Source organism: Mesorhizobium sp. M0217 (assembly GCF_040321955.1).
GTDB lineage: Bacteria > Pseudomonadota > Alphaproteobacteria > Rhizobiales > Rhizobiaceae > Mesorhizobium.
Genome location: NZ_JAMYSN010000015.1, coordinates 11,657 through 31,902, shown reverse-complemented (window position 1 = coordinate 31,902; position 20,246 = coordinate 11,657). Strand labels below are relative to the sequence as shown.

Here is a 20,246-nt window from a genome sequence, read left to right as displayed (position 1 = left end):
CGTTCGCACCATGACATAGGAATGGTGCGATGCAAAAAGAAGATGTTGCAATGCACCATTGCACAGGGCGCATAGCGGGTTAATACAGCGCTACAGCACCATAAACGGCCGGACAGGCTGGCGGGCCATGCCGGCCGGGCACCTTTTGTCTTACAAATTGCGCCTGCGCCACCTTGCCATCGCGCCCGCAGGCTGGCTTGATCCGCGCGTCACGTGATGCCCGGAGGAAATGCATGGCGACCGCAGACTATTACGAAATTCTGGATCCGCGTTTCGCGCGGCTGTTCAACGGCAACGCCCAGGTGGAAAAGCTGTTTACCGGATGTCAGTGGGCGGAAGGGCCGGCCTGGTTCGCCGCCGGCCGCTATGTCGTCTGGTCCGACATCCCCAACAACCGCATGCTGCGCTATGACGAGACCGACGGCAATGTGAGCGTCTTCCGTCAGCCCTCCGGCAATTCCAACGGCAACACCGTCGACCGCCAGGGCCGACTGGTGACGTGCGAGCATTCCGGCCGCCGCGTCAGCCGCACCGAGCATGACGGTTCCGTCACCACCATCGCGGCCGAATGGAAAGGCAAGCGGCTGAATTCGCCCAATGACGCGGTCGTGAAATCCGACGGCTCGATCTGGTTCACCGATCCGAGCTACGGCATCGACACCGACTATGAGGGCGACAAGGCCGAAAGCGAGATCGGCGCTTGCAATGTCTACCGGGTCGATCCGGATACGGGCGAGGTCGAGGCCGTCATCACCGACATGGTCCGGCCGAACGGGCTTGCCTTTTCACTGGATGAAAGCCAGCTCTATGTCGTCGACACCGGCCGCACGCATGGCGCGCAGAACCCCGCGCATATGCGGGTCTTCAACGTCGGCAAGCACGGCAAGAAGGTCTCGGGCGGCAAGGTGTTCGCCGACTGCACGGCCGGCCTGTTCGACGGCTTCCGGCTCGACGAGGCCGGCCGCATCTGGACCAGTGCCGCCGACGGCATCCATTGCTACGATCCCGACGGCACGCTGATCGGCAAGGTCAAGGTGCCGGAAGTGACCGCCAATTGCGTGTTCGGCGGCAACAAGCTGAACTGCCTCTACATCGCCGGCACCACGTCGCTCTACATGGTGCGGCTGATGGTGAACGGGGCGAAGACGTATTGAGGCTGCTGGAAACGCTTCTCTGGCGGCCCTTGATGGCGTTTCTGCGCCTGCCGGCGGCGCCTGTAGCGCTGCGGCCGCGGAACCACCGCCAAGCGGTTCGCCGGAGCGGATTTCGAAGCCGCCCAGCGGCGGCGGTATCAGACACAATTCAAGGGGAGGACGTCATGCCATTCGTCAACATCCTCATCGTCAAGGAAGTGATCGCCGCTGATCCCGCTGGCAAGAAGGCCGACATTGCCAAAAAGGTCACGGCGGCGATCATGGACGCCACCGGGCTTAGCAATGACGACGTCTGGGTGGTGTTCGAAGAGGTCAACGCGCGCGACTGGTATGTCGGTGTGACCGATGTCGAGACGTTGCGGAAGGGGTAGCACAGCGGCACGTTGGGGTGCGCCGCACCCTTTCGTTCGTCATCCTAGGGTCTGCGCCGCGTCGCTTCGCTCCTTGCTCCGCCCTAGGATGACGAGGCAACGTTTGCGCGTATAAAACTCGCGAAAACCTGCACCGCTTCGCGCATGGCCCGCAGGTTCTCGTCCTCTCCCAGGATCGCTTCTATCTCCGGCGGTTTCTTGCCGAGCAAGGCAATCTCCAGAACCGCATTCTCACAAAGCGCGAACGACATGGTGCGCATGATCTCGGCCAGCGCGGCGCGGGCATAGAGCGAGCGCGCGGAGGCGTGGGCCAGCATGGCGGGCTTGCCGACTGCGGCGTCGCGCGAGACCAGCCAGTCGAGAGCGTTTTTCATGCCGCCGGGCACGCCATGGGCATATTCGGGGCAGGAGACGATGATGCCATCGGCGCTGGTGACGGCCTCGATCAGCCGCATGGCCTCGGCCGGTGTGCGCTCGCCTTCGTCATCCGGGTTGAAGATCGGCAGCAGGCCGAGCCCGTCATAGACAGTTACGCGGCAATCCGAAGGCGCGTTCGCGGACAGCGCCGCCAGCAGCGCCGAATTGGTCGAGGCGGCGCGCAGGCTGCCGGAGATGGCGAGGAGTTCGATCACGGGGAAACAGGGCTAGGGCAAACCGGCAAAGGACCGCAATGGCGAATCGTACCCGAAATCTACCACAGGGTCTTGCTGTAGGCTTCGTCCAGCGAGCGGTCGAAATCGTCGGCAGTTTCGGCATGCGCCATCTGATCGGACAGGATCTGACCGAGCGTCGGCAACGTCGCGCGGTCGTGCCAGCTGTCCGGCTTCCACAATTCGGAGCGCATGAAGGCCTTGGCGCAGTGCATGTAAGCGGCCTTGACGCTCACCACGACGACGCTTTGCGGTTGCTTGCCGTCGACGGTGAGGCGCTCGCGCAAACCGGCATCGACGGTTATGCGGGCGTCGCCATTGATGCGCAGCGTCTCGTTCATGCCGGGGATGAGAAAAAGCAGCCCGACCGAAGGGTTGAGCAGGATGTTTTCCAGCGTGTCCAGCCGGTTGTTGCCGGGCCGGTCGGGAATGGCGATGGTCCTGTCGTCGAGGACAAGGGCAAAGCCCGGTCTGTCGCCTTTCGGCGTCACGTCGGCATTGCCGGCGCCGTCGGAAGAACCGATCAGCACGAAAGGGCTCTTGCCGATGAAAGAGCGGCAGTGGCCGTCGAGCGCCCTGAGTTCCTTGCGCATCGAGGTGTCGGTCGGCCGCGGGGTCTTGTAGATCGTCCTCAGTTCATCGCGCGTGGTGACGAATTCCATGGCCGTCTCCGTTTATTCTGACGCAATTCCGGACGGCTTCACACTTTTCCTGGAATTGCTCTACTTGCCGGCTTCTTCCACCTTCTCGGCCTTATCCTCGATCGAATGGTGCAGGATCAGCGGCATCTGGCTGAAGGTGAACAACAGGGTGATCGGCATGATGCCCCAGACCTTGAAGGTAACCCAGAAGTCGGTGGAAAAATTCCGCCACACCACTTCATTGGCAAGAGCCAGGAACAGGAAGAACAGGCCCCAGCGGAAAGTCAGCTTGCGCCAGCCTTCGGCATCGAGGCGAAAGGCCGAATCGAAGACATAGCCGAGCAGCGATCGGCCGAAATACAGACCGCCGAGCAGCACGCCGCCGAACAGGGTGTTGACGATGGTCGGCTTCATCTTGATGAACACGTCGTCCTGCAGATAGAGCGTCAGCGCGCCGAAGATGAAGACGACGACGCCCGAGACCATCGGCATGATCGGCAAGGTGCGCAGCAGCAGCCAGGAGGCGATCAGCGCGACCGCCGTCGCCGCCATGAAAAGGCCGGTGGCGACGAAGATCGGCCCGCCGAATTCGGCCAGGACAGGAAATTTCTGCACCAGCCAGGCGCCGCGTGCATTGGCGAAGAAGAACACCATCAGCGGCCCGAGTTCCAGCACCAGCTTGAGCAGCGGATTGACGCTTTCTTTCTTCTTTCGCGGGTCGGACGGGTCGCGTTCGAGGATGGGTGGGTTCATGACTTCCTTCTGACGCATGATCTTGTCCAAAAAGCCGTCAGCTCTTCGGGATCATTGCCTGTTACGCTACGCCGGCGATCGCCCTGGCGAATTCGCCGGCCGAGAATGGTTCGAGGTCGTCGACCTGTTCGCCGACGCCGATGAAGTAGACCGGCAGTTTGTGCTTTGCCGCGATCGCGACCAGAATACCGCCGCGCGCCGTGCCGTCCAGCTTGGTCATCACCAGGCCGTTGACGCCGGCGACATTGCGGAAGATCTCGACCTGATTGAGCGCATTCTGGCCGGTGGTGGCGTCGACCGTCTGCAGCACGGTATGCGGCGCTTCCGGATCGAGCTTGCCCAGCACGCGCACGATCTTTTCCAGCTCCGCCATCAGTTCGGTCTTGTTTTGCAGCCGGCCGGCGGTGTCGATGATCAGTACGTCGGAGCCGGCCTCCTTGGCGCGTTCGAAAGCGTCGTAGGCAAGGCCGGCGGCATCCGCGCCGATCTTCGAGGCGATGACCGGAGACTTCGTCCTCTCGCCCCAGATCTTCAGCTGCTCGATGGCTGCAGCGCGAAAGGTATCGCCGGCGGCCAGCATCACCGACAGGCCACCATCGGTCAGTTTGGCGGCGAGCTTGCCGATGGTCGTGGTCTTGCCGGTGCCGTTGACGCCGACCACCAGAATGACATGCGGCTTGTGCGACAGGTCGAGCTCCAGCGGCATGGCGACATGGGCCAGCACCTTCTCCACCTCGGCCGCCATGATGGTGCGGACATCCGCGTCGGAGACATCCTTGCCGTAGCGGCTGGCAGCGAGGGCATCGGTGACGCGCAAGGCTGTTTCCATGCCCAGATCGGCACGGATCAGCACGTCCTCCAGATCCTGCAGCGTCTCCTCGTCGAGCTTGCGCTTGGTGAAGACGCCGGCGATGTTGCCGGTGAGTTCTTTCGAGGAGCGGGCAAGCCCGTCGCGCATGCGCTGGAACCAGGAGCGTCGCGGCGCCGGTTCGGGCGCCTTTTGCGGCTCGGCTTTCTGCTCGACCTTTCTGGTGACGGTGACTTTGCCGACTGACGGTGTCGGCTGTGGTGTCGGCGGAAAACCCGGTTCAGGCATGGGCGCAACCCCCGCCGTGGCAGCCCGGACTTCGACCGGCGCGGGTGTGGCTTCGACCGGAGTGCGCTTTACCTCCCCCTCGATGGGGGAGGTCCCAAGCGAAGCTTGGGGGTGGGGGTGATTTGCGCTGGCGTCAGCGCTGTCACCCCACCGCGCCGCTTCGCGTCGACCCTCCCCATCGAGGGGAGGGTGGGTCGCCTCGTCCTTCTCCCCGTGGCTATACGGGGAGAAGGTGCCGGCAGGCGGATGAGGGGCGGCGCTGACCTCTGAGGTAGGCTGTGCGGGAGGCGCGGACGGTTGCGGCACTTCGATCGGGGCGGCCGGTTCTGCGGGAGTCTCGGCAGGCGTCGGCACTTCGACGGGAGCGGGCTCCAGCTGCGGTTCCGGACGCGATGGTTCGATCTCCGGCTCGGCCGGCGCCGGCGGCACTTCTTGGGGCTGCGGCTCGGGAGCCGGCTCCGGAACGGCTGGCGGCGCAGGAACTTCTTCCGGTGCAGGCGGCTCGGGTATCTCCGGCTCAGGCTGCGGTTCTTCTACCGGCGCGGGCTCCGGCAACGGTTCCGGCTCGGATGGGACGACCGGTTCCGGCGCGGGCGGGATGGTCGGCGTGGGTTCGGGCTTCGGTTCTTCTGGCGCCGACTGCGGCGCAGGCTTTACCTCCCCCTCGATGGGGGAGGCCCCAAGCGAAGCTTGGGGGTGGGGGTGAGTGGCGTCGGCGTCGGCGCTCTCACCCCTCCCCGCCACTTCGTGGCGACCCTCCCCATCGAGGGGAGGGTGGGGCGTCGGCGGCTCGGGCTCCTCGCGCTTCAAGAACTCCGGAACGACCTGCTCGGCCGCCGGCTTCAGCGCCTCAAGCGCATCCCATTTGATCGGCGGCAGGGGAGCGGTTTCGTGGATGCGCTCCTCGACGACTTCCTTCTTGCCGAACGAAAATATGTTCTTGAAAAAACCGGCCATGCTTCAATCGTCGCAGGCGGCGCGGGCAGTGAGCGGGGCCGCTATCAGGCGCACGCCGTCATGGCCGGTGATGTCTGCCTCGACGATCTCGCCCGGCGCGCCTGTGCCGAGCCCGGCAAGCGTGAACCCTTCGGTGCGGCCGACGCCGTCGCGCTCGATAAGGATCGTTTGGCGCGTTCCGGGAAGCGACGACAGATGGCGGCGATACGCAGCCTCACCAGCGGCGCGCAGCTGGGCCGCGCGCTGCTTGACCAATTCGCGGCGGACCTGCGGCATGCGCGCGGCGGGCGTGCCTTCGCGCGGCGAAAACGGGAAGACATGCAGGTGCGTCAGCCCACATTCCTCGACGATCTTTATCGAATTCTGAAACATTTCCTCGGTCTCGGTCGGGAAGCCGGCGATGATGTCGGCGCCGAAGACGATTGCCGGGCGCAATTTGCGCACATCCTCGCAGAAGCGGATCGACTGGTCGCGCAAATGCCTGCGCTTCATGCGCTTCAGGATCATGTCGTCACCTGATTGCAGCGACAGATGCAGATGCGGCATCAGCCTGGGCTCGGTGGCGATGGCGTCCAGCAGATCGTCGTCGGCCTCGATCGAATCGATGGAGGACAGCCGCAGCCGCCTCACATCAGGCACCTGCTTCAGGATGGTCTTCACCAGCTTTCCCAGCTTCGGCGCGCCCGGCAGGTCGGCGCCGAAAGAGGTCATGTCGACGCCGGTCAGCACGATCTCGGCGTAGCCGTTGCCGACGAGACGCTTGACCTGCTCGACAACCGCGCCCATCGGCACCGAGCGTGAGTTGCCGCGGCCATAGGGGATGATGCAGAAGGTGCAGCGATGGTCGCAGCCGTTCTGCACCTGGACGAAAGCACGTGCCCGGCCGTCAATGGCGTCGACCATGTGGCCGGCGGTCTCGCGCACCGAGAAAATGTCGTTGACGCGCGCCTTCTCGCTGTCGTTGACGCCGAAATCCGGCAGCGCGCGGTAGGAGTTGGCCTTCAGCTTCTCTTCGTTGCCAAGCACGAGGTCGACCTCGTCCATGGCGGCAAAATTCTGCGGTTCGGTTTGCGCGGCGCAGCCGGTGACGATGATGCGCGCCGCCGGATTTTCGCGGCGGGCCTTTCTGATCGACTGCCTGGCCTGGCGCACCGCTTCGGCGGTGACGGCGCAGGTGTTGAAGATAATGGCGCCGCCTTTGAGCGCGCCGAGACCTGCGCTTTCGGCCTCGCGGCGCATCACTTCGGATTCATAGGTGTTGAGACGGCAGCCAAAGGTGACGACGCCTATGCCTTGGGAGTTGGGGCCCTTGGTATCGGCAAGCGCAGACATCAGGCCGCGCTTTCGGTGTCGCGGGCCCAGGTGCCGGTCGACGGATCGAAATTGCCGGAAAACTCCCATTCGGCAGCGCCGGTCAGGATGACGTGGTCGTCGTCGCGCCATTCCACATGCAGCGAGCCGCCGCCGGGCGTCATCAGCGTAACGCTGCGGCCGGTGCGCCGGGTGCGGGCAGCGGCGACGACGGAAGCGCAAGCGGCCGAGCCGCAAGCCCTGGTCAGGCCGGCGCCGCGCTCCCAAGTGCGGATGATCATCGTCTCCGGCGACGTTACCTGGGCGATGGTGATGTTGGCGCGCTCGGGGAAGATCGGATGGTTTTCGAGCAGCGGGCCGAAACGCTCGAGTTCGTAGGACCAGACATCGTTGTCGACCCAGAAGATAGCGTGAGGGTTGCCCATCGAGAGAGCCGAAGGCGAATGCAGCACCGGCGCGTCGATGGGGCCGATCTGCAACTCGATCATGCGGGTGTCGCGGAATTCCTCGGCCAGCGGAATGTCCTGCCAGCCAAAGCGCGGAGTGCCCATGTCGACCGAGATGGTGCCGTCGGCATGTTCGACGGCGTTGAGGATGCCGGCGCGGGTCTCGAAGGTGAAAGTCTTCTGGCCGGTTTCGGCGGCCAGCGCCTGGACGACACAGCGCATGCCGTTGCCGCAGGCCTGCGCGCCCGAGCCGTCGGAATTCAAAATGTCGATGTAAAACGCGGTGCCCGGCGTGCGCGAATCGTGGATCGCCATGATCTGGTCGAACCTAGTCGCCGCATCGGCGTTCAGCGCGACAGCCGACGCCGCCGTGACCCTATCGGCACGGCCACGCATGTCGGCGACGATGATTTCGTTGCCGATGCCGTTCATCTTGGCGAAGGGGGCAGTGCCTGCCATGATCTGAGGTAATTCCTGTACGTTTCGCCGCTATATGGCGGAAACGGGCGGGAATTACCAGTGTGGGCTGCGTTTAGGTTACCGCGAAAACGCCGAGCACGATCAGCAGGAAGATGACGAGAACGATGCCGATCAGCACGCGCGCGCCGGTGGCGGCGGCACCGGCCAGCGCCGGCATGCCGAGCAGGCTGGCGGCGGCAGCAACGATGAGAAGAATGATGATCCATTTGATCATGGACAATGCCTCGCAAATTGACTGGCCTGCAGCCGGCTTAAGAACGCATCTGCGGCGCTCTGGTTCCGTTGCCGCGAGGCTCTTTCCGACTGGGCGCGCTATTCGGCAATCTCGAAGTCGGTCGTGAAAGGCGCCGTCTTTTGCGAGTTCTCGTCGTGCATGAGGAAATCCGCGCGGTATTTGCCGGGGGGAACGCCATCCAGGGAGACGTTTAATTTGAAGAACATCTCTCGGTTATGCGAGCGCGAGGCGAGCTGGACCCGGCCAAGCTTTTCGACGGTTCCCAGCTTCTCGCCCGACTGGGAAAGCACGGTAAGGTCAACGTAAAGCGCGATCTGGTTGTTGCCGAGCCCATCCGAGCCGTAGCCGTAACCGACCGGCTCCATATAAAGCACAATCTCTTCGCCCGGCTTGTAGACATGGTTCGGGCGCTCGGCGTAGGCCCCGAACCCGCTGGCCGACATGATGTGCTTCACATTTTGCACGCCAAGCGGCATCGCTTGCCACAGAGCGTCCTCGGCGCTGCGGAATTTGTCCAGCGCGCCGGCACCATCACCCGCCTGCAGTGCCTTTTCGGCTTCAGCGGCGCGATCGGTGATTTCACCCGCGAAAGCGGCCGGCGTCGAAATTACCAGCGCGATCAAAACTGCCAAGATTGATTTCATCTGTTCCCCCTGTTGCGATAGACCATCGGCTAAAACGGCAGTGCCGTAAACGGCCAAATGCAGACTTCAGCCGCGCTCGATCTCGGGAACGTCCCAAAGCTCGCCCGGACGGAAGGCGCGAAACCGCTCACCCAGGCCTTGCGCCTCAAGCGCTTCAGTCAGTTTTGCGCCGGCATTTGCGCTCGACCGCCGATGCGCCGACCTGCCGCGGGCTCCGGTGCCGCTTTCGCAACCAATGTACCGGTTGGAACCGCGCTAGAGCGAAGACATGCCTTTTGTCCGCCAGCCATTTTGCGACAAATTTACAACAATTCGTGGTGCAAACCCTATTTTAACCATATCGGGTTGAAATTTCGCCACCTTCTCCATCTTGGTGAGGGGTGAGATTGTGCGGACGGCTTCCCCCCAGCCGGATCCGACGGAGGTTGGAATGATTTTTTCGAGAAGCGGGCTGATGGCCGTATCGCTGGCAGCGCTCGTTGCGAGCGGCTGTTCGACCTCGCGTTTTTCATCGATGGATGACCAGCAGCCCGCCCCGCTGCAGCCCGCGCCCGCCGGCACGGTGAGCGGAAGCCAACTGCCGCCCCCGGCAGCGCCGGGCACCACCGACCCATCGCAATTCCCGACCGCGCCGGCAGGCGCGCAGGTCGCCTCGCTGCCGCCGGACGGATCGGCGCCGGCCGGAGCCTCCGACCTTACCGCTGCGAGCGTTGCCGGCGTTTGGAACGCCAGCGTGTCCGGACAGAGCTGCAAGGTGGCGACGCCGCAGACCAAATTCGGCGCCGGCTTCCGCGCCGGGCCGCTGCATTGCCCGCCGCCCATCGACGGCATCAAATCGTGGAACGTCGCCGGCAAGCAGCTGACGCTCTATGACGAGAATGGCGGCACGCTGGCGCGGCTCTATTCCTCGGGCGGTTCGAAATTCGACGGCCAGACTACCAACGGCTTGCCGATATCGCTTACAAGATAGGCTGCCTATCCCTAGACAGCGACGTGACCGATGCATCTGCGTGACGGCCTCCAGACCCATGCGACCGTCAGGCAGCGCTACAACCATCTGGTCGCAACCGGCGCCATCGAGCGCGATGCGGCGCAGGAGCGCATTGCCGCCGCGCTCGACCGGCTGACCGACGAGATCTCGGTCAAGCGGCTGGCGCACAAGTCGAGCGCGCTCGGCTGGCTGTTTGCCCGCAAGCGCGAGACGCGCGAGGTCGTCAAGGGCCTCTACATTCATGGCGGCGTCGGTCGCGGCAAGACCATGCTGATGGATATGTTCTTCGAGTTGTTGCCGGTCAGGCGCAAGCGCCGCGTTCATTTCAACGACTTCATGGCCGATGTGCAGGACCGCATCCAGAAGCACCGGCAGGCGCGCAAGAACGGCGACGTCAAGGAGGACGACCCGATCCCGCCGGTCGCGCTTCAGCTTGCCGAACAGGCCTGGGTGCTGTGCTTCGATGAGTTTTCGGTCACCGACATTGCCGATGCGATGGTCCTGTCGCGGCTGTTTTCGGCGCTGTTCGCCAATGGCGTGGTTCTGGTCGCCACCTCGAATGTCGCGCCGCAGGACCTTTATCGCGACGGGCTGAACCGCCAGCTTTTCCTGCCCTTCATCAGCATTCTCGAGCGCCACGCCCATGTGCTGACGCTTGATGCCGACAAGGACTACAGGCTGGAAAAGCTCGCCCGCACGCCGGTTTATGTCACCCCGGCGGATGCCGAAGCCGACCGTGTGCTCGACGAGGCCTGGCAGGCGATGACGCGTGGAGCGCTGACGGCCGAGACCTCGCTGACGCTCAAGGGGCGGCAAGTGAGGATACCGGCTGCCGCCGGGGATGCAGCGCGGTTTTCCTTCGCCGACCTCTGCGAAAAGCCGCTCGGCGCACGCGATTTCCTGGCCATTGCCGGCCGCTTCTCGACCGTCTTCATCGATCACGTGCCGGTGCTGGGCGAAGGCAAGCGCAACGAGGCCAAGCGCTTCATCCTGTTGATCGACACGCTCTACGATCATCACACGCGGCTGGTGGTGAGCGCTGAGGCTCCCCCGCCTGAGCTTTACACGGCCAGGCGCGGCGTCGAGGTGTTCGAATTCGAACGCACCGCCTCGCGGCTGATCGAGATGCAAAGCCGCGACTGGCTGGAGGACTGGGCGGAACGGCAGAAGGACAACGCGGAAGCGCAGGTCTGAGGGTTCCAAGAGGTCATTATGTAGTGATCCTTCGCGCCCCCCTCTGTCCTGCCGGACATCTCCCCCACACGGGGGGAGATTGGCGGTTTCGGCGCTCCGCTCATTCATGCGGCCATTGGAGATTGGCGAAAGGTCGCGTGACGTCCGATCTCCCCCCTCGTGGGGGAGATGCCTGGCAAGGCAGAGGGGGGGCGCTGTCCCGCCGACGCCTAAAGCTCGTACACATACATCACAAACGACTCCGCCGGCCCATGCACCTCCTTGCGCGATTCATAAAGCGCGCGCGCTGGCACATTGTCCGGTTCGGTGCCGACCCAGGCTTCGCCGCATCCCTGCTCGCGGCCGAGCGCGAACATGGCGTCGAGCATCTTTCGCGCGATGCCATGGCGCTGGTAGGCGGGTGAGACGCCGACCTCGTCGATGTAGAGTTCGCTGACCTTGTCCAGGTGGCGGTGGATGACGGCAGCACACTGGCCGACGACGACGCCATCGGCCAGTGCCACAATCATCATATGACCTGAGGAGGCGAGGTAGGCGGACAGTCTGTCGGCCCGTACCGGTTCATCGAACACGTCTTCGGCGATGCGCTTCACAAGGGCGTCATCGCCTGGATATAGTCTTCTGATTTCCACGTTCATTGTGTAAAATCTCTCAAGTCGGCTTACAAATTTTGACGTTTACGTAAATCCCAATGTTTCTAACCGATTGAAATTATTCACTCGAAAATAATCGATTGAATATATTTTCCACCAGGGCTACTGGATGCGGCGAAATCCGCTGACACCACAGCATTCCGGCCTCTTCCTCGACGCCGTCAACCAGATCGCCAGAGATTTGGGCGTCGTCACAGACAAAGGGAAAATTTCCTCACATGGCACGCAACAAGATAGCGCTCATCGGCTCCGGCATGATCGGCGGCACGCTCGCTCACATGATCGGCCTCAAGGACCTCGGCGACGTGGTGCTGTTCGATATTGCCGAGGGCATCCCGCAAGGCAAGGGGCTCGATATCGCGCAGTCTTCGCCGGTCGATGGTTTTGACTCCCGGCTGACCGGGGTCAATGATTATGCCGGGATCGAGGGCGCCGATGTCTGCATCGTCACTGCCGGCGTGCCGCGCAAGCCGGGTATGAGCCGCGACGATCTGCTCGGCATCAACCTCAAGGTCATGGAACAGGTCGGCGCCGGGCTGAAGAAATACGCGCCCAAGGCCTTCGTCATCTGCATCACCAACCCGCTCGACGCCATGGTCTGGGCGCTGCAGAAGTTTTCGGGCCTGCCCAAGACCCATGTCGTCGGCATGGCCGGCGTGCTCGACAGCGCGCGCTTCCGCTATTTCCTCGCCGAGGAGTTCAAGGTCTCGGTCGAGGACGTCACCGCCTTCGTGCTCGGTGGCCATGGCGATTCCATGGTGCCGATGATCCGCTATTCCACGGTGTCGGGCATTCCGCTGCCGGACCTCATCAAGATGGGCTGGACCTCGAAGGAAAAGCTCGACCAGATCGTCCAGCGCACCCGTGACGGCGGCGCCGAGATCGTTGGCCTCTTGAAGACCGGCTCGGCCTTCTACGCGCCGGCGGCTTCCGCAATTTCGATGGCCGAATCCTATCTCAAGGACAAGAAGCGCGTGCTGCCTTGTGCTGCGCATCTCTCGGGCCAGTATGGCGTCAAGGGCACCTATGTCGGCGTTCCCGTTGTCATCGGCGCCGGCGGCGTCGAGCGCATCATCGAGATCGACCTCAACAAGGCCGAGCAGAAGATGTTCGACGCTTCGGTGGCGACAGTGCAGGGCCTGACCGAGGCTTGCGTCAAGATCGCCCCGCACCTCGCCTCGAAGTAATCCCCCAAAGCAGCCGATCCGGAGACATCCAGATGAACATCCATGAATATCAAGGCAAGGCGCTGCTGAAGTCGTTTGGTGCGCCGGTGGCCGAAGGCGTGCCGGTGTTCAAGGCAAGCGAGGCGGAAGCCGCGGCACAAGCGCTGCCCGGCCCGCTCTATGTGGTGAAGAGCCAGATCCACGCCGGTGGCCGCGGCAAGGGGAAGTTCAAGGAACTGTCGCCCGACGCAAAGGGCGGCGTGCGGCTGGCTAAGTCGGTTGCCGAAGTCGTTGCCAACGCCAATGAGATGCTCGGCCACACGCTGGTGACCAAGCAGACCGGCCCCGCCGGCAAGCAGGTCAACCGTCTTTATATCGAGGACGGCGCCGACATCGAGCGCGAGCTTTATCTGTCGATCCTGGTCGACCGCTCGGTCGGCCGCATCGCTTTCGTCGTCTCGACCGAGGGCGGCATGGACATTGAAGGCGTCGCCCACGACACACCGGACAAGATCATCACCCGCGCCATCGATCCGCTGGCCGGCGTGACGACCATCGACGTCGACATATTGGTGGAAGCGCTGGGACTAAACGGCGATGCCGCCAAGGATGCCGGCACGCTGTTCCCGATCCTCTACAAGGCCTTTGTCGAGAAGGACATGAGCCTGCTCGAGGTCAACCCGCTGATCGTGATGAAAAACGGCCGCCTGCGCGTGCTGGACGCCAAGGTGTCGTTCGACAACAACGCGCTGTTTCGCCACCCCGAACTGATGGAATTGCGCGACACCACCGAAGAGGACGAGAAGGAGATCGAGGCGTCGAAATACGACCTCGCCTATGTCGCGCTCGACGGCAATATCGGCTGCATGGTCAATGGCGCCGGCCTCGCCATGGCGACTATGGACATCATCAAGCTCTACGGCGCCGAGCCCGCCAACTTCCTCGATGTCGGCGGCGGCGCGTCGAAGGAGAAGGTGACGGCGGCGTTCAAGATCATCACCAAGGATCCGGCCGTCAAAGGCATACTGATCAACATCTTCGGCGGCATCATGAAGTGCGACCTCATCGCCGAGGGCGTCATTGCCGCAGTCAAGGAAGTCGGCCTGGAAGTGCCGCTGGTGGTGCGTCTTGAAGGCACCAATGCCGAGCTCGGCAAGAAGCTCATCAACGACAGCGGCCTCAACGTCGTGTCGGCCGACGATCTCGACGACGCAGCCAAGAAGATCGTGGCGGCGGTGAAGGGCTGAAGGCGAATGCCTCCGCGCAAGATAAACCTGGTCGAGGCGGCGGATCGAACGATCACCAAGGTCTTCGATCCGCATATTGCCGGCGACGTCAATGACAGCCAGGCCAAGGTCGCCAAGTTCGGCGAGACCTTCGACTGGCATGCGCACGAGCATGAGGACGAGGCTTTTCTCGTGCTGCGGGGCAAGATCGCCATCGATTTTCGCGACGGCCCGGTCGAGCTCGGCGAGGGCGATTTCATTGTCGTGCCGAAGGGCGTCGAGCACCGGCCGCGGTCGCTGACCGCCGAGCCGGTGGTGCTGATGTTCGAGCCGGCAACGACGCTCAACACCGGCAACGCCAAGAGCGACCTCACCGTCTCCGACCTGAAGCGGCTCTGACCCATGAACGCGTTCTCCTTGCTCTCGGCCGATCACCAGCGCCTGCAGGCGCTGGTCGGCGCGTGGCGCGGCGAGGAAGAGGTGGCGGAAACGCAGTGGGCCGATGGCGGCACAGCGACTTCCGACGTGCTGACAGAGCCACAGTTCGGCGGACTGTTCGTGGTCCAGCGCTATCGCCAGCGCCGCGACGGCACGGTCTCGTTCGGCTCGCACAGCGTGTTCGGCTTCGACCAGCCAAACAGGCTCTTCACCATGCACCAGTTCGACTCCATGGGTTTTGTGCCGGCCACGCCGGCCACAGGAACGTGGAACGGCGATGAGCTGGTCCTGGAGCGGTCGTCGCCGCGTGGCTCAGCGCGCGTGACCTATATTTTCGACAATGTCGATGCCTACCGGATGCGACTGCATTTCAAACCTGCCGGCAGCGACAGCTGGCAAGACATGGTGAGCGGCGTCTACCGGCGCGTTTCGCCTTCCTCGATCAACGGTTTTTAGAAAAGGGCTCCGATGTCCATTCTCATCGACAAGAACACCAAGGTGCTGGTTCAGGGCCTGACCGGCAAGACCGGCACGTTCCACACCGAGCAGGCGCTGGCCTATCACGGCACCAGGATGGTGGGCGGTATCCATCCCAAGAAGGGTGGCGAGACCTGGACCGGCGCCAAGGGCGAAAACCTGCCGATCTTCGCCTCGGTCGCCGAGGGCAAGGAAAAGACCGGCGCCAACGCCTCGGTCGTCTATGTGCCGCCGGCGGGCGCCGCCGAAGCCATCCTCGAAGCCATCGAAGCCGAGATCCCGCTGATCGTCTGCATCACCGAAGGCATTCCGGTGATGGACATGGTCAGGGTCAAGGCGCGGCTCGACCGCTCGACCTCGCGGCTGATCGGCCCGAACTGCCCTGGTGTGCTCACCCCCGACGAATGCAAGATCGGCATCATGCCCGGCAACATCTTCCGCAAAGGCTCGGTCGGCGTTGTTTCGCGCTCGGGAACGCTTACCTATGAGGCAGTGTTCCAGACCACAAATGTCGGCCTCGGCCAGACGACCGCGGTCGGTATCGGCGGCGACCCCGTCAAAGGCACCGAGTTCATCGACATGCTCGAAATGTTCCTCGCCGACGACGAGACCAAGTCGATCATCATGATCGGCGAGATCGGCGGTTCGGCCGAGGAAGACGCCGCGCAGTTCCTCAAGGACGAGGCCAAACGCGGCCGCAGGAAACCGATGGCGGGCTTCATCGCCGGGCGCACTGCGCCGGCCGGTCGCACCATGGGCCATGCGGGCGCGGTCATCTCCGGCGGCAAGGGCGGCGCGGAAGACAAGATCGCGGCGATGGAATCGGCCGGCATCAAGGTATCGCCATCGCCGGCGCGTCTGGGCACGACGCTGGTCGAGGCGATCAAAGGCTAAGTGAGTAGCGAGTAGTGAATAGCGAATAGGGAAAAGAGAGTAACGGCGCGACCCGGGAAAAATCCCTACTCGCTATTCGCTACTCACTATTCGCTTTTGAAAAGGAGACGGAGCCAGGCTCCGCAGACAAAAATGGCAAGACAAGATCAGGCCAACGACCAATTTTCGCTCACCTCTTTCCTCTATGGCGGCAATGCCGACTATATCGACGCGTTGTATGCCTCCTATGAGGATGATCCAGAGTCAGTAAACCCCGAATGGCAGGACTTCTTCGCCGGGCTGAAGGACGACGCCGGCGATGTGCGCAAGAACGCCAAGGGCGCTTCCTGGGCAAAGCCCTCCTGGCCGCTGCAGGCCAATGGCGAACTGGTGTCGGCGCTGGACGGCAATTGGGGCATCGTCGAGAAGCATCTGGAAAAGAAGGTCAAGGACAAGGCGGTCACCAATGGCGTCGTGCTGTCGGATGCCGACGTGCATCAGGCGACGCGCGATTCGGTGCGCGCCATCATGATGATCCGCGCCTTCCGCATGCGCGGCCATCTGCATGCCAATCTCGACCCACTCGGCATCGCCAAGCCGCTTGAGGACTATAACGAGCTGTCGCCGGAGAATTACGGTTTCACCGCAGCCGACTACGACCGGCCGATCTTCCTCGACAATGTGCTCGGCCTCGAATTCGGCACCATCCGGCAGATGCTGGAAATTCTGACCCGCACCTATTGCTCGACGCTCGGTGTCGAGTTCATGCACATTTCCGATCCCGAGGAGAAGGCCTGGATCCAGGCGCGCATCGAGGGCGCCGACAAGGAGATTTCCTTCACCGCTACGGGAAAAAAAGCGATCCTGCAGAAGCTGGTCGAGGCCGAAGGCTTCGAGCAGTTCATCGATGTCAAGTACAAGGGCACCAAGCGCTTCGGCCTCGATGGTAGCGAAGGTCTGATCCCGGCGCTGGAGCAGATCATCAAGCGCGGCGGCCAGCTCGGCATGAAGGAGATCGTGCTCGGCATGGCGCATCGCGGCCGGCTGAACGTGCTGTCCCAGGTGATGGCCAAACCGCATCGCGCCATCTTCCACGAGTTCAAGGGCGGCTCGGCCGCTCCCGACGAGGTCGAGGGCTCGGGCGACGTCAAGTACCATCTCGGCGCCTCGTCGGACCGCGAATTCGACGGCAACAAGGTGCATCTGTCGCTGACCGCCAATCCTTCGCATCTGGAAATCGTCGATCCGGTTGTGATGGGCAAGGCGCGCGCCAAGCAGGACTATCTGTTCGGCCGCAGCCGCGAGGAGATCGTGCCGCTGGAAGAGCGCGCCAAGGTGCTGCCGCTGCTTCTGCATGGCGACGCCGCCTTTGCTGGCCAGGGCGTAATCGCGGAAATTCTCGGCCTGTCGGGCCTGCGCGGCCACCGCGTCGCCGGCACGCTGCATTTCATCATCAACAACCAGATCGGCTTCACCACCAATCCGCGCTTCTCGCGCTCGTCGCCCTATCCGTCCGACGTCGCCAAGATGATCGAGGCGCCGATCTTCCACGTCAATGGCGACGACCCGGAAGCGGTGGTGCATGCCACCAAGGTGGCGATCGAATTTCGCATGAAGTTCCACAAGCCGGTGGTGGTGGACATGTTCTGCTATCGCCGCTTCGGCCACAATGAGGGCGACGAACCGGCCTTCACGCAGCCGATCATGTACGCCAACATCCGCAACCACAAGACGACGGTGCAGATCTATGGCGACCGGCTGATCGCCGAGGGCCATATCAGCCAGGCCGAACTCGACAAGATGAAGGCCGACTGGCGCGCCCATCTGGAGTCCGAATGGGAAGTCGGCCAGCACTACAAGCCCAACAAGGCCGACTGGTTGGACGGCGCCTGGTCTGGTTTGCGCACCGCCGACAACCAGGACGAACAGCGCCGCGGCAAGACCGCCGTGCCGGTCAAGGTGCTGAAGGACATCGGCAAGAAACTGACCGAGGTGCCGAAAGGTTTCGAGGCGCACAAGACCATCATCCGCTTCCTCGAAAACCGCCGCCAGGCGATCGACTCCGGCGAAGGCATCGACTGGTCGACGGCCGAGGCGCTGGCCTTCGGCGCCATCCTGCTCGACGGCAATCCGATCCGGCTCTCCGGCCAGGATTCAGAACGGGGCACCTTCTCGCAGCGCCATTCCGTGCTCTACGACCAGAAGGACGAGACCCGCTACATCCCGCTCAACAATCTGTCGGCGGCACAGGCCGGCTACGAAGTCATCAACTCGATGCTGTCGGAAGAGGCGGTGCTTGGCTTCGAATATGGCTACAGCCTGGCCGAGCCGAAGGCGCTGACGCTCTGGGAAGCGCAGTTCGGCGATTTCGCCAACGGCGCCCAGGTGGTGTTCGACCAGTTCATCTCGTCGGGCGAGCGCAAGTGGCTCAGAATGTCAGGCCTGGTATGCCTGCTGCCGCATGGCTATGAAGGCCAGGGTCCGGAGCATTCTTCGGCCCGGCTCGAGCGCTTCCTGCAGCTCTGCGCCGAAGACAATATGCAAGTCGCCAACTGCACGACGCCGGCCAACTACTTCCACATACTGCGCCGGCAGCTGAAGCGCGACTTCCGCAAGCCGCTGATCCTGATGACGCCGAAGTCGCTGCTGCGCCATAAGCGGGCAGTGTCGACGCTGCCGGAGATTTCGGGCGAAAGCTCGTTCCACCGGCTGTTGTGGGACGACGCCCAGCTGTTGCAGAACCAGGCGATCAAGCTCACCAAGGATTCCAAGATCCGCCGCGTCGTGCTGTGCTCGGGCAAGGTCTATTACGACCTGTACGAGGAGCGCGAGAAGCGCGGCATCAACGATATCTATCTCCTGCGCGTCGAACAGCTCTACCCGTTCCCGGCCAAGGCGCTGATCACCGAACTGTCGCGCTTCCGCAATGCCGAGATGGTGTGGTGCCAGGAGGAACCCAAGAATATGGGCGCATGGTCGTTCATCGACCCTTATCTGGAATGGGTGCTGGCGCATATCGACGCCAAGCACCAGCGGGTGCGCTATACCGGACGTCCTGCGGCGGCATCGCCGGCGACCGGTCTGATGTCGAAGCATTTGGCGCAGCTCGCCGCCCTGCTCGAAGACGCGCTCGGCGAATAGAACAAACCCGGCGAATAGAACAGACAGAGAAGAAACGGAACAGGCACAATGACTACCGAAATCCGCGTTCCCACTCTCGGCGAATCCGTCACCGAGGCGACCATCGGCAAGTGGTTCAAGAAGGTCGGCGATGCCATTGCCGTCGACGAGCCGCTGGTCGAGCTCGAAACCGACAAGGTGACGGTGGAAGTGCCTGCCGCCGCCGCCGGCACGCTGGGCGAGATCACCGCCAAGGAAGGCGAGACCGTTGGCGTCGGCGCGTTGCTGGGTTCGATCTCGGCAGGCGTCGCCACGGCCGCCCCGGCGTCCAAGCAGGAGACCAAGCCGCAAGCGGTGTCGCAGGCTTCGAGCCCGGACGCAGCGCACACGACCAGACAGGCTGCGGCTGAGACCGCCAAGATAGCCGGCGACGCCGGGCCGGTCGAGCCGCGCACCATGCCGCCGGCGCCAGCTGCCGCGAAGCTGATCGCCGAGAACAATCTGTCGGTCGACCAGGTTTCCGGGTCGGGCAAGCGCGGCCAGGTGCTGAAGGGCGATGTGCTCGACGCGATTTCCAAGGGCGCGCCGTCGCAGCCGGCCGAAATTCCGAAGGCCGCACCGGCTCCGGTCGCTGTGCGTGCGCCGTCTTCGGGCGACGATGCGTCGCGCGAGGAGCGCGTGCGCATGACCAAATTGCGCCAGACCATTGCGCGCCGGCTGAAGGAAGCGCAGTCGACCGCCGCCATGCTGACCACCTTCAACGAGGTCGACATGTCGGCGGTGATGGCGCTCAGGACCAAGTACAAGGACATCTTCGAGAAGAAGCATGGCGTGAAGCTCGGCTTCATGGGCTTCTTCACCAGGGCGGTTACGCACGCATTGAAGGAAATCCCCTCGGTCAATGCCGAGATCGACGGCACCGACATCATCTTCAAGAACTATGCCCATATCGGCGTTGCCGTCGGCACCGAAAAGGGTCTCGTCGTGCCGGTGGTGCGCAATGCCGACCAAATGTCGATTGCCGAGATCGAGAAGGATATCGGCCGGCTGGGCATCGCCGCGCGGGACGGCAAGCTGTCGGTCGCCGACATGCAGGGTGGTACGTTCACCATCTCCAATGGCGGCGTTTACGGCTCACTGATGTCGACGCCGATCCTCAATGCGCCGCAGTCCGGCATTTTGGGCATGCACAAGATCCAGGACCGGCCGGTCGTGGTCGGCGGCCACATCGTGATCCGGCCGATGATGTACTTGGCGCTGAGCTACGATCACCGTATCGTCGACGGCAAGGAAGCCGTGACCTTCCTGGTCCGCGTCAAGGATAGCCTGGAGGATCCCGAACGGCTGGTGCTTGATTTGTGATCGGAGCT

At 63.2% G+C, this 20,246-nt stretch carries 20 protein-coding genes; 11 read left to right on the top strand and 9 right to left on the bottom strand.

Going from position 1 to position 20,246, the window contains the following annotated elements:
* The first annotated feature begins 233 nt into the window (after window positions 1-233).
* The gene (locus tag NKJ18_RS21840; RefSeq protein ID WP_023671738.1) at window positions 234-1,154 is read left to right on the top strand and encodes an SMP-30/gluconolactonase/LRE family protein; all 921 of its coding nucleotides are present in this window, start codon (window positions 234-236) and stop codon (window positions 1,152-1,154) included.
* Between the two features lie 164 nt (window positions 1,155-1,318).
* The gene (locus NKJ18_RS21835; RefSeq protein ID WP_352759620.1) at window positions 1,319-1,525 is read left to right on the top strand and encodes a tautomerase family protein; all 207 of its coding nucleotides are present in this window, start codon (window positions 1,319-1,321) and stop codon (window positions 1,523-1,525) included.
* 83 nt (window positions 1,526-1,608) lie between these two features.
* Here the strand turns inward: NKJ18_RS21835 and NKJ18_RS21830 are convergent, their stop codons facing one another.
* The 8 genes from NKJ18_RS21830 to NKJ18_RS21795 all read right to left on the bottom strand — a co-directional run bounded on the left by NKJ18_RS21830 (window position 1,609) and on the right by NKJ18_RS21795 (window position 8,795).
* Window positions 1,609-2,157: an NADPH-dependent FMN reductase gene (locus tag NKJ18_RS21830; protein ID WP_023683853.1), complete on the bottom strand. Its 549-nt coding sequence runs from the start codon at window positions 2,155-2,157 to the stop codon at window positions 1,609-1,611.
* Window positions 2,158-2,216: 59 nt separating this feature from the next.
* Window positions 2,217-2,837: a pyridoxamine 5'-phosphate oxidase family protein gene (locus NKJ18_RS21825; RefSeq protein ID WP_023683854.1), complete on the bottom strand. Its 621-nt coding sequence runs from the start codon at window positions 2,835-2,837 to the stop codon at window positions 2,217-2,219.
* A gap of 60 nt (window positions 2,838-2,897) precedes the next feature.
* Window positions 2,898-3,569 carry a septation protein A gene (locus tag NKJ18_RS21820; protein ID WP_023710236.1) on the bottom strand — a complete coding sequence of 224 codons (672 nt, stop codon included), beginning with the start codon at window positions 3,567-3,569 and terminating at the stop codon, window positions 2,898-2,900.
* Window positions 3,570-3,630: 61 nt separating this feature from the next.
* Entirely contained in the window at window positions 3,631-5,622 is a 1,992-nt protein-coding gene (gene ftsY, locus NKJ18_RS21815; protein ID WP_352759618.1) for a signal recognition particle-docking protein FtsY, read from the bottom strand.
* 3 nt (window positions 5,623-5,625) lie between these two features.
* Entirely contained in the window at window positions 5,626-6,954 is a 1,329-nt protein-coding gene (gene mtaB, locus NKJ18_RS21810) for a tRNA (N(6)-L-threonylcarbamoyladenosine(37)-C(2))-methylthiotransferase MtaB (protein WP_352759615.1), read from the bottom strand.
* The gene (gene dapF / locus NKJ18_RS21805; protein ID WP_023687687.1) at window positions 6,954-7,838 is read right to left on the bottom strand and encodes a diaminopimelate epimerase; all 885 of its coding nucleotides are present in this window, start codon (window positions 7,836-7,838) and stop codon (window positions 6,954-6,956) included. The genes mtaB and dapF overlap by 1 nt, the downstream gene beginning before the upstream one ends.
* A gap of 73 nt (window positions 7,839-7,911) precedes the next feature.
* Complete coding sequence (locus NKJ18_RS21800; protein ID WP_023683859.1) at window positions 7,912-8,073, bottom strand: DUF1328 family protein; 162 nt, start codon at window positions 8,071-8,073, stop codon at window positions 7,912-7,914.
* Between the two features lie 98 nt (window positions 8,074-8,171).
* On the bottom strand, window positions 8,172-8,795 hold the full coding sequence (locus NKJ18_RS21795) for a hypothetical protein (RefSeq protein WP_245263098.1): 624 nt from the start codon (window positions 8,793-8,795) through the stop codon (window positions 8,172-8,174).
* A 373-nt stretch (window positions 8,796-9,168) separates the two neighbouring features.
* Here NKJ18_RS21795 and NKJ18_RS21790 point away from each other — a divergent pair, with 373 nt between their 5' ends.
* Window positions 9,169-9,708: a protease inhibitor Inh/omp19 family protein gene (locus NKJ18_RS21790; RefSeq protein WP_023687689.1), complete on the top strand. Its 540-nt coding sequence runs from the start codon at window positions 9,169-9,171 to the stop codon at window positions 9,706-9,708.
* 30 nt (window positions 9,709-9,738) lie between these two features.
* Window positions 9,739-10,923: a cell division protein ZapE gene (zapE, locus tag NKJ18_RS21785; RefSeq protein ID WP_027050498.1), complete on the top strand. Its 1,185-nt coding sequence runs from the start codon at window positions 9,739-9,741 to the stop codon at window positions 10,921-10,923.
* Between the two features lie 209 nt (window positions 10,924-11,132).
* Here the strand turns inward: zapE and NKJ18_RS21780 are convergent, their stop codons facing one another.
* Window positions 11,133-11,561, bottom strand: a complete 429-nt coding sequence (locus NKJ18_RS21780) for a GNAT family N-acetyltransferase (RefSeq protein WP_023687691.1) — start codon at window positions 11,559-11,561, stop codon at window positions 11,133-11,135.
* A gap of 233 nt (window positions 11,562-11,794) precedes the next feature.
* Between NKJ18_RS21780 and mdh the strand changes: the two genes are divergently transcribed.
* The 7 genes from mdh (at window position 11,795) to odhB (ending at window position 20,238) form a co-directional block, all read left to right on the top strand.
* The gene (mdh, locus tag NKJ18_RS21775; protein WP_023670541.1) at window positions 11,795-12,763 is read left to right on the top strand and encodes a malate dehydrogenase; all 969 of its coding nucleotides are present in this window, start codon (window positions 11,795-11,797) and stop codon (window positions 12,761-12,763) included.
* Between the two features lie 32 nt (window positions 12,764-12,795).
* Window positions 12,796-13,989, top strand: a complete 1,194-nt coding sequence (sucC, locus tag NKJ18_RS21770; RefSeq protein WP_352759612.1) for an ADP-forming succinate--CoA ligase subunit beta — start codon at window positions 12,796-12,798, stop codon at window positions 13,987-13,989.
* A gap of 6 nt (window positions 13,990-13,995) precedes the next feature.
* Window positions 13,996-14,367, top strand: a complete 372-nt coding sequence (locus NKJ18_RS21765; protein WP_023706740.1) for a cupin domain-containing protein — start codon at window positions 13,996-13,998, stop codon at window positions 14,365-14,367.
* Window positions 14,368-14,370: 3 nt separating this feature from the next.
* Window positions 14,371-14,862 (top strand): DUF1579 family protein, encoded by a 492-nt coding sequence (locus NKJ18_RS21760; RefSeq protein WP_352759610.1) that lies wholly within the window; start codon window positions 14,371-14,373, stop codon window positions 14,860-14,862.
* 12 nt (window positions 14,863-14,874) lie between these two features.
* Window positions 14,875-15,777, top strand: a complete 903-nt coding sequence (gene sucD / locus NKJ18_RS21755) for a succinate--CoA ligase subunit alpha (protein ID WP_023694514.1) — start codon at window positions 14,875-14,877, stop codon at window positions 15,775-15,777.
* Between the two features lie 132 nt (window positions 15,778-15,909).
* A complete protein-coding gene (locus NKJ18_RS21750) occupies window positions 15,910-18,897 on the top strand; it encodes a 2-oxoglutarate dehydrogenase E1 component (protein WP_352759608.1) in 2,988 nt (995 codons plus the stop codon).
* Window positions 18,898-18,945: 48 nt separating this feature from the next.
* Window positions 18,946-20,238, top strand: coding sequence for a 2-oxoglutarate dehydrogenase complex dihydrolipoyllysine-residue succinyltransferase (odhB, locus tag NKJ18_RS21745; RefSeq protein WP_352759605.1), 1,293 nt, complete (start codon window positions 18,946-18,948; stop codon window positions 20,236-20,238).
* Window positions 20,239-20,246 lie beyond the last annotated feature (8 nt).

Coding starts and splice junctions, on each gene's coding strand:
- NKJ18_RS21840 (WP_023671738.1), top strand. CDS start 234: ATGGCGACCGCAGACTATTACGAAATTCTGGATCCGCGTTTCGCGCGG.
- NKJ18_RS21835 (WP_352759620.1), top strand. CDS start 1,319: ATGCCATTCGTCAACATCCTCATCGTCAAGGAAGTGATCGCCGCTGAT.
- NKJ18_RS21825 (WP_023683854.1), bottom strand. CDS start 2,837: ATGGAATTCGTCACCACGCGCGATGAACTGAGGACGATCTACAAGACC.
- NKJ18_RS21820 (WP_023710236.1), bottom strand. CDS start 3,569: ATGAACCCACCCATCCTCGAACGCGACCCGTCCGACCCGCGAAAGAAG.
- ftsY (WP_352759618.1), bottom strand. CDS start 5,622: ATGGCCGGTTTTTTCAAGAACATATTTTCGTTCGGCAAGAAGGAAGTC.
- mtaB (WP_352759615.1), bottom strand. CDS start 6,954: ATGTCTGCGCTTGCCGATACCAAGGGCCCCAACTCCCAAGGCATAGGC.
- dapF (WP_023687687.1), bottom strand. CDS start 7,838: ATGGCAGGCACTGCCCCCTTCGCCAAGATGAACGGCATCGGCAACGAA.
- NKJ18_RS21800 (WP_023683859.1), bottom strand. CDS start 8,073: ATGATCAAATGGATCATCATTCTTCTCATCGTTGCTGCCGCCGCCAGC.
- NKJ18_RS21790 (WP_023687689.1), top strand. CDS start 9,169: ATGATTTTTTCGAGAAGCGGGCTGATGGCCGTATCGCTGGCAGCGCTC.
- zapE (WP_027050498.1), top strand. CDS start 9,739: ATGCATCTGCGTGACGGCCTCCAGACCCATGCGACCGTCAGGCAGCGC.
- NKJ18_RS21780 (WP_023687691.1), bottom strand. CDS start 11,561: ATGAACGTGGAAATCAGAAGACTATATCCAGGCGATGACGCCCTTGTG.
- mdh (WP_023670541.1), top strand. CDS start 11,795: ATGGCACGCAACAAGATAGCGCTCATCGGCTCCGGCATGATCGGCGGC.
- sucC (WP_352759612.1), top strand. CDS start 12,796: ATGAACATCCATGAATATCAAGGCAAGGCGCTGCTGAAGTCGTTTGGT.
- NKJ18_RS21765 (WP_023706740.1), top strand. CDS start 13,996: ATGCCTCCGCGCAAGATAAACCTGGTCGAGGCGGCGGATCGAACGATC.
- NKJ18_RS21760 (WP_352759610.1), top strand. CDS start 14,371: ATGAACGCGTTCTCCTTGCTCTCGGCCGATCACCAGCGCCTGCAGGCG.
- sucD (WP_023694514.1), top strand. CDS start 14,875: ATGTCCATTCTCATCGACAAGAACACCAAGGTGCTGGTTCAGGGCCTG.
- NKJ18_RS21750 (WP_352759608.1), top strand. CDS start 15,910: ATGGCAAGACAAGATCAGGCCAACGACCAATTTTCGCTCACCTCTTTC.
- odhB (WP_352759605.1), top strand. CDS start 18,946: ATGACTACCGAAATCCGCGTTCCCACTCTCGGCGAATCCGTCACCGAG.